This is a genomic window from Caulobacter sp. KR2-114, from assembly GCF_049446115.1.
Classification (GTDB): domain Bacteria; phylum Pseudomonadota; class Alphaproteobacteria; order Caulobacterales; family Caulobacteraceae; genus Acaudatibacter.
The window spans coordinates 677,646-691,457 of record NZ_JBMSEC010000001.1 but is presented as its reverse complement, the minus strand read 5'-3'; the positions used below and the strand labels follow the sequence as shown (position 1 = coordinate 691,457).

The window sequence follows — 13,812 nt, the reverse complement described above, 5'->3', positions numbered from 1 at the left end:
ATGGATCGGTTTGACGTCGCCGTGGTCGGCCTGGGCGCGATGGGCGCCGCCGCCCTCTATCATCTCGCCCGGCAGGGCCGCAGGGTGATCGGCCTGGACCGCGCCGCGCCGGGGCACGAGGGCGGCTCGTCGCACGGCGAGAGCCGGATCATCCGCCTGGCCCAGTTCGAGAACCCGGCCTACACGCCGCTGGTGGAGCGGGCCTGGGCGCTGTGGGACGATCTCGGCCGGGCGGGCGGCGAGGATCTGATCTGGCGCACCGGCATGCTGGAAGGCGGGCTTCCCGGCACGCCGATCATCGAGGGTTCGCTGCGCGCCGCGCGGGAGAACGGCCTGCCGCACGAGGCCCTGACCGCGGCCCAGGCGCGCGCCCGCTTCCCGGCCTTCGACCTGCCGGACGACTGGAGCATCGTCTTCCAGCCGCAGGCCGGCCTGGTGCGCGCCGACCTGGCCATGCGGCTGCACATGGCCGGCGCGCGGACCGCCGGCGCCGTCGTGCGTGAGGGCGCCGTGGTCCAGGCCATCGAGCCGGGCGGGTCGGCGGTGCGTCTGGTGCTGGCCAGCGGCGAGGCGATCGCGGCCGAGGCGGTGATCGTCGCGGCCGGCGGCTGGATCGGCGAGCTGGTTCCCGAGCTGGCGCCCTGGCTGACGGTCACGCGCCAGGCTGTCTGCTGGTTCACGCCGGCGCGGGCGGCGGACACCGGGCCCGACCGCATGCCGGTGTTCGTGCTCGAGGACGAGACCGAGGCGCTGTACGGATTCCCGGACTTCATGGGCACGGGGGTCAAGGCCGCCTCGCATCGGCTGGGCCAGCGGCTCGGCTCGGCCAGCGACGCCCGCCAGGACGCCGGTCCGTCCGACGCCCAGCCGATCGCCGAAGCCCTGGCGCGCCTGATCCCCGGCGCCGCCGGGCCGTTGAAGACGCTGAAGACCTGCCTCTACACCTCGACGCCGGACGACGAATTCATCATCGACCGGCACCCGGCCGACCCCCGCATCATCCTCTGCTCGGCCTGCTCCGGCCACGGCTTCAAGTTCGCCAGCGCGTTCGGCGAGGCTCTGGCGCAGATGACCCGGGCCGAGGGCGTCCCGGCGCCGTTCAGGGCGTTCGGGCTGGGCCGGTTCGGGTCGCTGCAAGCCTCTCTTCCCCCCTTGGGGGAAGTACCCGCGAAGCGGGGGTAGGGGGCTCCAGCAGGGCGCCGGCGGACGCACGGGCGCGCCGCAGCCCCCATCCCGGCCTTCGGCCGTACTTCCCCCAAGGGGGGAAGAGAGGCGCGGAGCGCAGGTGCGCCGGGCTCACAGCCCCAGCACCAGCCTCGCCATGATGTCGCGCTGGATCTCGTTGGAGCCGCCGTAGATCGAGCCGGCGCGGTTGTTGAGGTAGCGGGGCATGGTGGTCAGGCTGTGCTGCGGGCCGATCACGTCGACGTTGGCCCCCAGCTGGCGGGCGTCGAACTGGTCGACGGCGGCATAGAAGCCGGCCGCCTCGATCGCCAGTTCGTCGATCTTCTGCATCGCTTCGGTCGACTGGGTCTTCAGCATCGACGAGGCCGGACCGGGGCTCTGTCCCGAGGCGAAGGCGGTCAGCACCCGGTGCTCGGTCATCTCGATGGCCTGGACGGCGATCTCCAGCGCCGCCAGGCGGGCGGTGAACCCGGCGTCGTCCAGCAGCGATCCGCCGCCATCGGAGGCTTCCGCCGCCGCCATCCGCCGCACCCGCGCCAGCGCCACCTTGTGTCCCGCCGCCCCGCCGCCGCCGCGCTCGAACTCCAGCAGCGCCTTGGCCACCGTCCAGCCGTCGTTCTCGGCGCCCAGGCGATTGGCCTTGGGCACGCGCACGCCGTCGAAGAACACCTGGTTGACCTCGTGGTCGCCGGCCAGGGTGACGATCGGCTTCACCGTCACGCCCGGACTGGCCATGTCCATCAGCAGGAAGGTGATGCCGGCCTGCGGCTTGCCCTCGAAGCGGGTGCGCGCCAGCAGGAACATGCGGTTGGCCCAGTGGGCGTGGGTCGTCCAGATCTTCGAGCCGTCCAGCACATAGTCGTCGCCGTCGGGCGTGGCGCGCAGCTGCAGCGAGGCCAGGTCCGAACCGGACCCGGGCTCGGAGTAGCCCTGGCACCAGTAGTCCTCGCCCGACAGGATGCGTGGCAGGTAGTGCGCCTGCTGCTGCGGCGAGCCGTACTTCATGATCACCGGGGCGACCATGCGCAGGCCCATCGGCGCCAGGCCCGGCGCCCCGGCCCGGGCGCACTCGGCGGTGAAGATGTAGCGCTGCATCTCGTTCCAGCCGGGGCCGCCGTGCTCGACGGGCCAGCTTGGCGCGACCCAGCCCTGCCGGTGCAGGATCTTCTGCCAGGGGATCGACACGTCCCGGTCGGTGAAGACGCTGGTGGTCAGGGCCGCGGCCGCCTTCAGCTCCGGGGTCAGGGCCTCGGCCAGGAAGGCGCGCACCTGTGCCTGGAAGGCGCGTTCGTCGTCGCTGAGATCCAGGTTCATGTGGTCCGTCCGTCCCCGATGCTTTTTCCGCTAGGCTGCGCCCACGGAAGGCGTGGCACAAGCTGGCGCTAGTGACAGGCGGCGCAAGGGAAGTTGTCCGGTGAAGCCCTGCAGGCCCGATGCGGACGGCATGAAGGTGGTCGCCGCCGTCGCCGGTGAGATCGCCGACGTCGGCCAGGCCATGGACCTGCCGTTCGTCGCGGTCAGCGCCGACATCGGCAGTCCGGAGGCGATGATCGGGCCCGACGGGCGGCCTCTGGCGGAAACCACCTTCCGCTGGATCGACCCCAGGCTGGAGTACTGGAAGGACCGCGGTTTCGCCCTGCGCTCCCCGTTCGTGCATGCCGCGCGCTATTGCGCCGAGCCCTTCTATTACGAGGCCGGGGCGATGCGGACCTGGCGGCCGGCCCGCTGGCTGGAAGCCATCGACGCCGCCGACAGCGCGCGGGCGCACAACATCGGCGCGGCGGTCATCGCGCCGGCGCACCTGCCCGGCGGCATCATCGGCGCGGTGGTGTGGGCCTCGCCGGACGAGAACCTGGCGGTTGGCGAGGTGTTCGCAGCGCGCGCGGCGCAGTTGCACGCCCTGGCGCATCGTCTGATGGGCGCCTACCACGAGGCGCTCGGCGACTACGCCATCGGCGATCCGGTGCGGCTGACCCGGCGCGAGATCCAGTGCCTGAAGTGGGCGGCGGCGGGAAAGACCGACGGCGAGATCAGCCAGATCATGGACATCTCCGCCCCGACCGTGCGCTTCCACATCACCAATGCCGCGCGCAAGCTGGGCGTGGCCGGTCGCTCGCAGGCGGTGCGGCATGCCGTGGCCCTGGGCTACGTGGGCGCGGGCCCCAACCGCCCCGCCGCGCTCGATCCGATCCGCCCGGCCCAGCGGGCCGCCGCCGGCAACCCTCTCATTCCCGACAGCTAGCGCGACCACGCGCTGGACGTGCACACCCCGGACAAAGGCGAAGGCCGCCAAGGCCCGCCATCGAGGGGAGTTGACGTATGTCCAAGTTGCAGGCCTTCCTGGCGTCCGGCGCATCCGCCCTGGCCCTGGCCGCCGCGGGATCGGCTCTGGCCGCCGACGCCCCGTCGCCGGCGAGCGAGCCGTCGTCGTCGGTGAGTACCGTGGAGAGCGTGGTGGTCACCGCCCAGCGCCGGGCGGAATCGGCCAACACCGTGGGCATGTCGATCGAGGCCTTCCACGGCGAGCAGCTGCAGCAGCTGCACGTGACCGGGGTGAAGGACCTGAGCTCGGTGGCCCCCAGCTTCAACGTCTCGCAGGGCTATCAGGGGGTGCCGATCTACACGCTGCGCGGCATCGGCTTCAACACCATCAACCTGTCGGCCACGTCCACCGTCGGCACCTATGTGGATGAGGTGGCCTACGCCTATCCGTTCATGAACACCGGGCCGATCTTCGACCTGGAGCGGGTGGAAGTGCTGAAGGGGCCGCAGGGCACCCTCTATGGCCGCAACACCACCGCCGGCCTGATCGACTTCGTCACCAGCAAGCCGACCAAGGACGTGCGGGCCGCCATCACCACCGAGTTCGGCAACTATTCGACGCACAACTTCGAGGGCTTCGTCTCCGGCCCCCTGGGCGACCGGGCGCAGGGCCGGGTGGCGTTCCGCACCGACGACAGCGACGACGGCTGGCAGAAGAGCAACACCCGCAGCGAGACCCTCGGCCAGGCGCACCGCTACGGCCTGCGCGCGGCCCTGGCGGCCCAGCCGACCGACCGGTTCACGGCCGATGTCTCGTTCTCGGGCTGGTGGAACCGTTCGGACACCACCGCGGCCCAGGCGATCGGCTTCACGCCCGCCACCAACCCGACCACCGGCGCCAACGGGCCGTTCAACGCCGCCGGCGTGGCGAACTACGTGGCGACGCACTTTCCGACCTCCGCCACCCAGGCCGACTGGGAGCCGGAAACCCTGCGCGGCGCCGACCAGGGCAGGGGCCTGGGCCTGCCTGGCCCCCTGCGCGAGAACGACAGCTTCTACGCCGGCAAGCTGCGGCTGGGCTACGAGATCAATGACAATCTGAAGCTGGTGTCGCTGACCGGCTACAACTGGCTGCGCCGCGACGCCCTGTTCGACTGGAGCGGCGCCCCCTACGAGATCCTGGTGCAGCACGCCCAGGGCAAGATCGCCTCGGTGTCCGAGGAACTGCACCTGGAGGGCGACAACGGCCCCGTGCACTGGCTGGTGGGTGGCTACTACGGCCACGACAGCATCGTCGACGGCAATCGCACCATGCTGGGCGACAACGCCAACGTCGGCCTGATCCGCTACTACACCAACGCCCTGCTGGCCTCGCCCTTCAACACCGGCGGGTACACGGCGGCGGACGCGGCGACGGCGTTCCGCACCTACAGCGACATCGGCGACCTGACGACCCGCACCTGGAGCCTTTTCGGCAACGCCGACTGGAAGTTCAGCGACCAGTTCAAGCTCACCGCGGGGATCCGCTATACCCAGGACCGGCAGGGCTTCTCGGGCTGCTCGCTGGACTTCAACGGCGACATGCTGGCCAACGTCAACGTCACCAACCGCTACCTGTTCTACAGCGTCTACGGCCTGGTGGCGCCGATCAGCCAGGGCCAGTGCGTCACCTTCGATCCGGCGACCAAGAGCTTCGGCCGGGTGACCTCGACCCTGGACGAGGACAACGTCGCCTGGCGGGTGGTGGCCAACTGGACCCCGCAGCCCGGGCTGCTGCTGTACGGCTCGATCTCGCGAGGGGCCAAGGCCGGCGACACGCCGATCAACGCCGCCAACATCTCCACCCAGGATGCGCCGGCCCGGCAGGAACTGCTGACCGCCTACGAGCTGGGGGTGAAGGCGGGGCTGTTCGAGCGCCGCATGCAGGTCAACGCCTCGCTGTTCTACTACGACTACCAGGACAAGCAGCTGAGCGTGTATTTCGCCGACCCGATCTACACGGCCCTGGCCCGGCTTTCGAACATCCCGCACGCCAAGGCTTACGGGGTCGACGCCGACATCACCTGGCGCGTGACGCATGACCTGACCGCCATCGCCGCGGTGACCTACATCCACACCGAGATCGGCCACTATGTGGGCATCAACGGGGGCGGCCAGCCGCAGGATTTCAGCGGCGCGTCCTTCCCCTACAGCCCCAGCTGGCAGGGCAGCCTGACGGTCACCTACGACCACCCGATCAACGAGCGGCTGGGCTTCCAGGCGGCGGTCAACACCCACCTGCAGACCCGCTCGCACGCCGACCTCGGCGAGGACCCGAACTTCGCCATCCGCAGCTATGGCCTGCTCAACGCCAGCCTCGGCGTGCACGCCCTGAGCGATCGCTGGGAGGTCTCGTTGTGGGCGCGCAACCTGACCGACACCTATTACTGGAACTCGGTGGCCAGCAACGCCAACCTGGTGGTCCGCTTCCCGGCCCAGCCGCGCACCTTCGGGGCGTCGCTGACCGTGAAATACTGAGCAGCCCGCCGCAACGCCAACTCGGCGCGCGCCAGGGCATATTGGTCCTGGGCCGGCGCGGGCCGGCGAGATCCGGGCGGGAGGGTGCTGCCACCCTGCCGGCGCCCCGTGGTCTCGCCGGTTTTCTCTTCGCCCGGCCCCGCGCTTACCGCGCCGGGGACAGCCAGGCGGCCAGGTTCAGCATATAGCGACGGGTATCGGCCAGGGCCTCGGGAACGCGCCGCAGGCCGTCGCCCGGCGGTTCGCTGACGAAGCTCGGGCATCCGTCGCCCGGATCCCAATTGTAGTCGGCGAAGTGGTGGAAGGTGCTCTGGGCGATCCCCGGTCCGCCGTGTTCGCCCGGCTCGAAGGCCACCGCGACGTTGAAGCGCGCGCCGGTGACCTGGCTGGTTCCGCGCGCGATCACCCGCGCCCCGACGCCCGCCGGGGCGCCGATGCCGCCCTCGTGCGGATGCGCCGGCAGGCGGCGGATCGCGCCGGTGGGCGAGGCGTCGTCGGCCAGCACCGGATGCGGCGCGCCGATCACCTCGATCTCCTGGAAGTCGCCGTTCCGCCCCGAGTGAAAGTTCGGCCACAGAATCTCCGGCGTGAACGGATCGTCCGGCTGGCGGCGGCCGGGATCCGGGTCGGGGTTGGTGGAGTGGAAATAGTGGGCCTGGCCGATGCCGCCCAGGGAGCAGACCGACGAGCCGAGGTCCATGTGGTCGCGGGTGACCAGCAGCCCGCCGCCGCGCGCGCGGAAGCGGGAGATGCCGTCGCAGTCCTGTGGCGTCAGGCCGTCGCCGGTGTCCACGGCGAACAGCCACAGCTGGTCGAAGTCGCTCTGATCCAGGCTCGACAGCACCGGGTCGGGCCGGTCGACCGGCCCGCGATCGCGGGCGACGACGTCGTAGAGCGGCCGCCCGTCCTCGTCGCGCTGGCCGGCAAGCAACGCCGCGAGACGGCTGAAGCGGGCGATCGACCAGTCGTCCACGGTCGTCGGGATCGTCGTCTGCAGCAGGATCCTGCCGGGCCGGTCGCTCATTGCCGCTTCTCCAACGGGGCGTGCGCGCCGGCGGACCGTGCCGCCAGCTCGCTGGTCAGATAGGCTTGGCCGCCGGCGGCGCCAGGGTCTTGTCCGGATCGCCCCAGACGATGTCCGGGCCAGCCAGGGGACGCGCGCCGTTTCCCTGGCGCGAACCATCGGCTAAGCACGGGCGATGAACCGACGTCCCGTCCCCTTCGACCTGGGCCCCGTGCACTTCATCGGCATCGGCGGCATCGGCATGAGCGGCATCGCCGAGATCATGCTGCGCATCGGCTACACCGTGCAGGGCTCAGACGCCCGCGCCAGCGCCAACACCGAGCGGCTGGAGAAGCTGGGCGCCCGGATCTTCATCGGCCACGACGGCGCCCACATCGAGGGCGCTTCGGCCATCGTCTTTTCCAGCGCGGTCAAGCCGGACAATCCCGAGATGGTCGCCGGCGCGGCCCGGCGGCTGCCGCTGGTGCGGCGCGCCGAGATGTTGGCCGAACTGATGCGCCTGCAGTTCTCGGTCGCGGTCGGCGGCACGCACGGCAAGACCACCACCACCTCGATGGTCGCCGCCATCCTCGACGCCGGCGGCTTGGACCCGACCGTGGTCAACGGCGGCATCATCAATGCCTACGGCACCAACGCCAAGGTGGGCGAGGGCGACTGGATCGTGGTGGAGGCCGACGAGAGCGACGGCACCTTCCTGAAGCTGCGCTCCACGGTCGCGGTGGTCACCAACATCGACCCCGAGCACCTCGACCACTACGTCACCTTCGATGCGGTGAAGAAGGCGTTCCGCGACTTCGTCGACAACATCCCCTTCTACGGCTTCGCCGCGGTGTGCATCGACGATCCCGACGTCCAGGAGATGGCGGCGATGGTCGAGAACCGTCGCCTGATCACCTACGGGACCAATCCGCAGGCGCAGATTCGCGCCTCCAACATCGGCATGGGCGCCGACGGGGCGACGTTCGATGTCACCATCGATGCGCCCGACGGGGCGGTGACCATCCTCGGCGACCTGCACCTGCCTATGGCCGGCCAGCACAATGTGCTCAACTCGCTGGCCGCGATCGCCGTGGCGCGGGAGCTGGGGGTCTCCGAAAAGGCCATCCGCAAGGGGCTGGCGGGCTTCGGCGGCGTGCGGCGGCGGTTCACCACCACCGGCGTGGCCGATGGCATCCGGGTGATCGACGACTACGGCCACCACCCGGTGGAGATCCTCAACGTGCTCAAGGCGGCCCGCTCGATGACCAACGGGCGGGTGATCGCGGTGGTCCAGCCGCACCGCTACAGCCGCCTGCGCGACCTGTTCAGCGAGTTCTGCCGCTGCTTCAACGACGCCGACACGGTGATCGTCGCCGACGTGTACGCCGCCGGCGAGGCGCCGATCGAGGGCGCCGACAAGGACGCCCTGGTCGCCGGGCTGAAGCGCTTCGGCCATCGCCGCGCCCTGCCGCTGGAGAACGCCGCCGCCCTGCCGCGGCTGATCGCCGACGAGGCGCGATCGGGCGACATGGTGGTGTGCCTCGGCGCCGGCGACATCACCGCCTGGGCCTACGCCCTGCCGGGCCAGCTGGAGGCCCTGGCCAAGGCATGAGCTGGAGGGACGATCTGCCGCCCGTCGAGGGCAAGCTGCTGTTCGACGAGCCGCTGGCCCCGTTCACCTGGTTCCGGGTGGGCGGCAGGGCCGACGCGCTGTTCCTGCCGGCCGACATGGAGGATCTCTCGAGCTTCCTCGGCGCCCTGGACCCCGAGGTTCCGCTGACCGTGCTGGGGGTCGGCTCCAACGTCATCGTTCGCGACGGCGGCATCGAGGGGGTGGTGATCCGGCTGGCCGGCAAGGCTTTCGCCGAGATCGAGATCGACAAGGAAGAGAACCAGGTGATCGCCGACGCCGGCGCTCTGGACACGGCCGTGGCGCGCGCGGCGGCGGCCGGCGGACTGGCGGGGTTGGAGTTCTACGCCGGCATCCCGGGGACCATCGGCGGCGCCCTGACCATGAACGCCGGCTGCTACGGCGCGGAGACCAAGGACGTCCTGGTGTCGGCCTGGGGCTTCGACCGCACCGGCGAACTGCGCAGCTTCCAGGCGGCGGAGATGGGCTTTTCCTATCGCCGCAACAGCCTGCCCGAGGGCGAGGTGATCTGGATGCAGGCCCTGTTCCAGGGCCGTCCGGACGATCCGCAGGCCGTCAAGGCGCGCATGGCCGAGATCACCGCCCGCCGCGAGACCACCCAGCCGATCCGCGAGAAGACCGGCGGCTCGACCTTCAAGAACCCGGAAGGGACCAGCGCCTGGAAGCTGGTGGACGAGGCCGGCTGGCGCGGCAGGCTGTTCGGCGGCGCCAAGTTCTCGGAGCTGCACGCCAACTTCATGATCAATACCGGCGAGGCCACCGCCGCGGACCTGGAGGGGCTCGGCGAGGCGGTGCGCGCCGACGTCAAGGCCAAGGCCGGGGTCGACCTTCACTGGGAAATCAAGCGCATCGGCCGGCCGAAGTGAGCCGGCTGGTCCTCGTCAAGCACGCCATGCCGGCGATCGACGAGGGCAGGCCCTCGAAGCTCTGGCCGATCTCGGAAGAGGGCAGGGGCGCCGCCGGGCGCCTGGCCGAGCGGCTGCGCCCGCTGGCCTTGACGCGGGTCGCGGCCAGCACCGAGCCCAAGGCCGCCGACACCGGCCGGGTGATCGCCGAGCGGCTGGGCGCGCCGATCAGCTTCGACGAGGGCCTGGTGGAGACCTACCGCGAGACGGTCGGCTGGCTGCCGCGCGGCGAGGTGGAGGCGGCGATCGAGGGCCTGCTGCGCCGCCCCGCCGAGCTGGTCTACGGTGAGGAGACCGGCGACGCCGCCCACGCGCGGTTCGACGCCGCCATCGCCCGCGCCGTCGCCGGGCGAGAGTCGCACACAGTAGCGGTTGCGGCGCACGGAACCGTTATAGCTCTATGGGTGAGCCGCCGGCTGGGGATCGATCCCATGTCCCTGTGGCGCAGCCTGTCCCTGCCGTCGGCCGTGGTGGTCGATGGACAGGCGCATGAGATCATGTCGGCGGACCCTTGAGGGAGCCGCCCTTTCGTCCGGGAGTTACCGCTTGCGACCCCTGCTGCTTGCCGCCGCCCTGAGCGCCCTCGCCATGCCCGCCATCGCCGCGCCGCCGTCCGATCCGCTGCGCACAGGGGCCGAGGCCGCTCGCGACCGGGCGCTGACCGACACCACGGCCTATGACTTCGTGGAGTCGCTCACCACCGACGTGGGGCAGCGCCTCGCCGGGACCGAGGCCAGCGCCCGCGCCCGAGACTGGGGCATCGCCCGGCTGACGGCGCTCGGCTTCAAGAATGTGCACGCCGAAGCCTTCCCGGTGACGGCCTGGCAGCGGGGCGAGGAGGCGGCCGCCGTGGTCTCGCCGCACCCGCAGAAGCTGGCCATCCTCGGCCTCGGCGGCTCGGTCCCGACCCCGCCGGAGGGCATCGAGGCGGAGGCGGTGGTGTTCCGCACCTATGACGACCTGCTGGCCGCCCCGGTCGGCTCGCTGGCCGGCAAGATCGCCATCGTCACCCAGCCGATGGTGCGCACCGCCGACGGCTCCGGATACGGCGCGGCCAATCCGATCCGCCGCTCCGGCCCGTCGGAAGCGGCGCGCCGCGGCGCCGTGGCCTATCTGCACCGCTCGCTGGCCACCGGCGAGAGCCGGCTGCCGCACACCGGCGCGCTGAACTACCAGGCCGACGCGCCGAAGATCCCGGCCGCGGCGCTGTCGGTGATCGATTCCGAGCTGCTGGAGCACATGGCCGACCGCGGCCAGCCGATCCGCATCCGGCTGAAGCTGCAGTCCACGGCCACGCCGTCCACCGCGTGGACCGTCACCGGCGAGATCCCGGGATCAGAGCACCCCGAGCAGGTGATCATCGTCGGCGGCCACCTGGACAGCTGGGACCCGGGCACGGGCGCCATCGACGACGGGACCGGCATGGCCATCACCGTCGCCGCCGCGCACCTCGCCGGCGCCGCCCATCCGCCGAAGCGGACCATCCGGGTGGCCCTGTTCGGGGCCGAGGAGATGGACTTCTCAGACGACGCCTTCACCGCCGCGCACAAGCCTGAGCTGGCCAACATCGTCGCCGTCGGCGAGAGCGACTCCGGCTCGGACCGCATCTGGGCGCTGGCCCTGCCGGCCGGGGCGGCGAAGCTGGGGCCGATGAAGACCCTGGCCACGGTGCTGGCGCCGCTGTCGATCTATGTCTCGCCCGAGCCGTCGCGGTTCGGCGGCTCCGACATCGGGGGCCTGACCATGGCGGGCGCCCCCACCATCGCGTTCCGCCAGGACGCCAGCCGTTACTTCGACTGGCACCACAGCGCCGACGACACCCTGGACAAGGTCGATCGCGTCCAGCTGAACCAGAACGTCGCCGCCTGGGCCGCCTTCCTGTACATCGCCGCCAACACCGACGTGGACCTGCATCCGCCCGCCGGGACCCCGTCGCCGGCGCGCCCGTAGGGGCCACAAGCCCTCTCCTCCGAAGGGGGAAGGGCCTTCGAAGACAGCCGCGGCTCAGGCGGCGATGTTCAGCACCGAGCCGGGTTGGGTGTTTTGCGGCGCCGGCGCCGTCGCCGCCCCGTCGGACGCCTGGACGCCGTTGACCGGCGGCAGGGCGTTGGTCGCGGCGCCGACCACGCCGCTAGCGTCCTTCGCGCCGTGCGCCTTCAGGGCGCCGCCGAGCTGGAACGCCGGGCCGTGGCCGTCCTTGGCCTTGTCGGCCGCGGCCTTCGCCGGGTCGTACGCGGGGTTCTTGGGATCGTCCTTGGGGTGGGCGGGGTCGACGCCGCGCTTGGCGAGATCGACGTCGCAGCAGGTCCGGCAGACGTAGCCGTTGACGATTTCCATTGGCGTGCGCGTCCTTGCGGGAGCCGGCCTTCTGGCTGGTCCCGTGACGCCCTCCCCATGATCGTCGAGGCTCGGCCTTAACAGCGGCTTTAGATTGCGCCACAAGCCCACGGGAATCGCCGATGGAGCCCGCATGTCCCTTCCCCTCGCCGGACGCCACGTCGCCTGCCTGATGGGCGGCCTCTCGCCGGAGCGCGAGGTCAGCCTGGTGTCCGGCGCCGCCTGCGCCGACGCCCTGGAGCGCCTGGGCGCCAGGGTCAGCCGGGTGGACGCCGGCCGCGACATCGCCCAGGTGCTGACCGCGCTGAAGCCCGACGTGTGCTTCAACGCCCTGCATGGCGAGTGGGGCGAGGACGGGGTGGTGCAGGGGGTGCTGGAGACGCTGGCCCTGCCGTACAGCCACTCCGGCGTGCTCGCCTCGGCCCTGGCCATGGACAAGGTCAAGGCCAAGGCGGTGATCGCCGCGGCGGGGGTGAAGGTGCCCGGCGGGGGGCTCTACAGCCGCTTCGATGTGGCGCGCGACCATGTGATGCAGCCACCCTATGTGGTGAAGCCCAACGCCCAGGGATCCTCGGTCGGGGTGATCCTGGTGTTCGAGGGGGCGAATGGTCCGCCTACGGAGGTTCTGGCCCCCGGCTGGACGTTCGGCGACGAGGTGCTGGTCGAGCCCTATGTCCGCGGCCACGAGCTGGCCGTCGCGGTCATGGACGGCAAGGCTTTGACGGTCACCGAGATCGTGCCGAGCACCGGCTTCTACGACTACGAGGCGAAGTACGGGGAAGGCGGCTCGATGCACGTGGTTCCGGCGCGGATTCCCGCCGAGGTCGCCGAGCGCGCGAAGGCGATGGCCGAGGGCGCGCACGCCGCTCTTGGTTGTCGGGGCGTTACCCGGAGCGACTTCCGTTATGACGACATTAACGACCTTCTGGTCCTTCTAGAGGTCAACACCCAACCCGGGATGACTCCGACCTCGCTCGCTCCCGAGCAGGCGGCGCATTTGGGTATCGGGTTTGACGACCTGGTTCTTTGGATCACGGAGGACGCGTATGCCCGCGGCGGTGCGGGGGGCGGAACGACAAGCCGTTAAGCCTCGGGCCAAAAGGCCCCCAAGTCCGAGCAAGTCCGCGAAGGGCGCCGCCGCCGTGGCGCCGTCCAAGCTGCACGCCGCGCAGGGCGTGGGCCTGTCGCCGGTCGTCGCGCTGGCCGGCACGGCCGCCATTGTGGTGCTGGGCGTGACCATCGCCCTGGCCACCGGCAACCGCGGCGCGAACCTCGCCTCATCCATGAACGCCGGTTTCGACAACCGCCTGGCGCAGGCGGGCTTCCGGGTGAACGCGGTGCATCTGCAGGGCGCCTCGAAGGCCGCCGAGGCCGACATTCTCGCCGCCACCGGTCTGCGCCAGGGTCAGCCGATCTTCGGCCTGGACCTGGCCGCCGTGCGCGCCAGCGTCGAGCATGTCGGATGGGTCAAGAGCGCCAAGGTGGTGCGCCTGCTGCCCGACACCCTGGTGGTGGCGGTCGAGGAACGCCGGATGCTGGCCGTCTGGCAGCACGCCGGCCACAGCCAGGTGGTGGACGCCGAGGGCAACGTCGTCCCCGAGGCCGATCCCGGCCGCTTCGCCGGCCTGCCGCTGGTGGTGGGCGAGGGCGCAGACAAGGCCGCCGGCGAGATCCTGCCGGCGATCGCCTCGCGCCCGCGGCTGGCGCAGCGCGTGGAGGCGGCCGTCCGTGTCGACGACCGGCGCTGGGACCTGAGGCTGAAGGACGGGGGCCTGATCCAGCTGCCGGCGGCAGGGGAGGAGGCGGCCCTGATCCGCCTCGATCAGCTCGACGACAAGTCGAGGATTCTGGAATTGGGGTTCGCGCGCATCGATCTGCGCGACCCGGAGATGGTGGCGGTGCGGCCGCGGGCGTCGACTGGCGCTCCGGCTCTGGTGGCGGACGGGGTCTAG

At 71.2% G+C, this 13,812-nt stretch carries 12 protein-coding genes; 9 read left to right on the top strand and 3 right to left on the bottom strand.

All coding sequences use genetic code 11. The features are described from left to right. Positions 1 to 1,182 carry an N-methyl-L-tryptophan oxidase gene (gene solA, locus ACO2Q3_RS03050; protein WP_423304947.1) on the top strand — a complete coding sequence of 394 codons (1,182 nt, stop codon included), beginning with the start codon at positions 1 to 3 and terminating at the stop codon, positions 1,180 to 1,182. A 114-nt stretch (positions 1,183 to 1,296) separates the two neighbouring features. Here solA and ACO2Q3_RS03045 read toward each other — a convergent pair whose 3' ends face one another. Continuing rightward, the gene (locus ACO2Q3_RS03045) at positions 1,297 to 2,499 is read right to left on the bottom strand and encodes an acyl-CoA dehydrogenase family protein (protein ID WP_423304946.1); all 1,203 of its coding nucleotides are present in this window, start codon (positions 2,497 to 2,499) and stop codon (positions 1,297 to 1,299) included. A gap of 100 nt (positions 2,500 to 2,599) precedes the next feature. Between ACO2Q3_RS03045 and ACO2Q3_RS03040 the strand changes: the two genes are divergently transcribed. Further along, the gene (locus ACO2Q3_RS03040; protein WP_423304945.1) at positions 2,600 to 3,427 is read left to right on the top strand and encodes a helix-turn-helix transcriptional regulator; all 828 of its coding nucleotides are present in this window, start codon (positions 2,600 to 2,602) and stop codon (positions 3,425 to 3,427) included. A gap of 77 nt (positions 3,428 to 3,504) precedes the next feature. Beyond that, positions 3,505 to 5,964 carry a TonB-dependent receptor gene (locus ACO2Q3_RS03035; RefSeq protein WP_423304944.1) on the top strand — a complete coding sequence of 820 codons (2,460 nt, stop codon included), beginning with the start codon at positions 3,505 to 3,507 and terminating at the stop codon, positions 5,962 to 5,964. 145 nt (positions 5,965 to 6,109) lie between these two features. On the opposite strand, the gene ACO2Q3_RS03030 is transcribed toward ACO2Q3_RS03035, so the two are convergent. Then, positions 6,110 to 6,988: a hypothetical protein gene (locus tag ACO2Q3_RS03030; protein ID WP_423304943.1), complete on the bottom strand. Its 879-nt coding sequence runs from the start codon at positions 6,986 to 6,988 to the stop codon at positions 6,110 to 6,112. A 175-nt stretch (positions 6,989 to 7,163) separates the two neighbouring features. Between ACO2Q3_RS03030 and murC the strand changes: the two genes are divergently transcribed. From murC to ACO2Q3_RS03010, 4 genes are read left to right on the top strand one after another with little or no spacing between them, the layout of a single operon-like run. After that, positions 7,164 to 8,579 carry a UDP-N-acetylmuramate--L-alanine ligase gene (gene murC / locus ACO2Q3_RS03025; protein ID WP_423304942.1) on the top strand — a complete coding sequence of 472 codons (1,416 nt, stop codon included), beginning with the start codon at positions 7,164 to 7,166 and terminating at the stop codon, positions 8,577 to 8,579. Further along, a complete protein-coding gene (gene murB, locus ACO2Q3_RS03020) occupies positions 8,576 to 9,484 on the top strand; it encodes a UDP-N-acetylmuramate dehydrogenase (protein WP_423304941.1) in 909 nt (302 codons plus the stop codon). The genes murC and murB overlap by 4 nt, the downstream gene beginning before the upstream one ends. Further along, entirely contained in the window at positions 9,481 to 10,038 is a 558-nt protein-coding gene (locus ACO2Q3_RS03015) for a histidine phosphatase family protein (protein ID WP_423304940.1), read from the top strand. Before murB ends, ACO2Q3_RS03015 begins: the two co-directional genes overlap by 4 nt. Positions 10,039 to 10,069: 31 nt before the next feature. After that, positions 10,070 to 11,473: a M28 family peptidase gene (locus tag ACO2Q3_RS03010; protein ID WP_423304939.1), complete on the top strand. Its 1,404-nt coding sequence runs from the start codon at positions 10,070 to 10,072 to the stop codon at positions 11,471 to 11,473. A gap of 54 nt (positions 11,474 to 11,527) precedes the next feature. Here the strand turns inward: ACO2Q3_RS03010 and ACO2Q3_RS03005 are convergent, their stop codons facing one another. Next, on the bottom strand, positions 11,528 to 11,860 hold the full coding sequence (locus ACO2Q3_RS03005; protein WP_423304938.1) for a hypothetical protein: 333 nt from the start codon (positions 11,858 to 11,860) through the stop codon (positions 11,528 to 11,530). A 133-nt stretch (positions 11,861 to 11,993) separates the two neighbouring features. Here ACO2Q3_RS03005 and ACO2Q3_RS03000 point away from each other — a divergent pair, with 133 nt between their 5' ends. Continuing rightward, positions 11,994 to 12,947 carry a D-alanine--D-alanine ligase gene (locus ACO2Q3_RS03000; protein WP_423304937.1) on the top strand — a complete coding sequence of 318 codons (954 nt, stop codon included), beginning with the start codon at positions 11,994 to 11,996 and terminating at the stop codon, positions 12,945 to 12,947. Further along, complete coding sequence (locus ACO2Q3_RS02995) at positions 12,907 to 13,812, top strand: cell division protein FtsQ/DivIB (RefSeq protein WP_423304936.1); 906 nt, start codon at positions 12,907 to 12,909, stop codon at positions 13,810 to 13,812. Before ACO2Q3_RS03000 ends, ACO2Q3_RS02995 begins: the two co-directional genes overlap by 41 nt.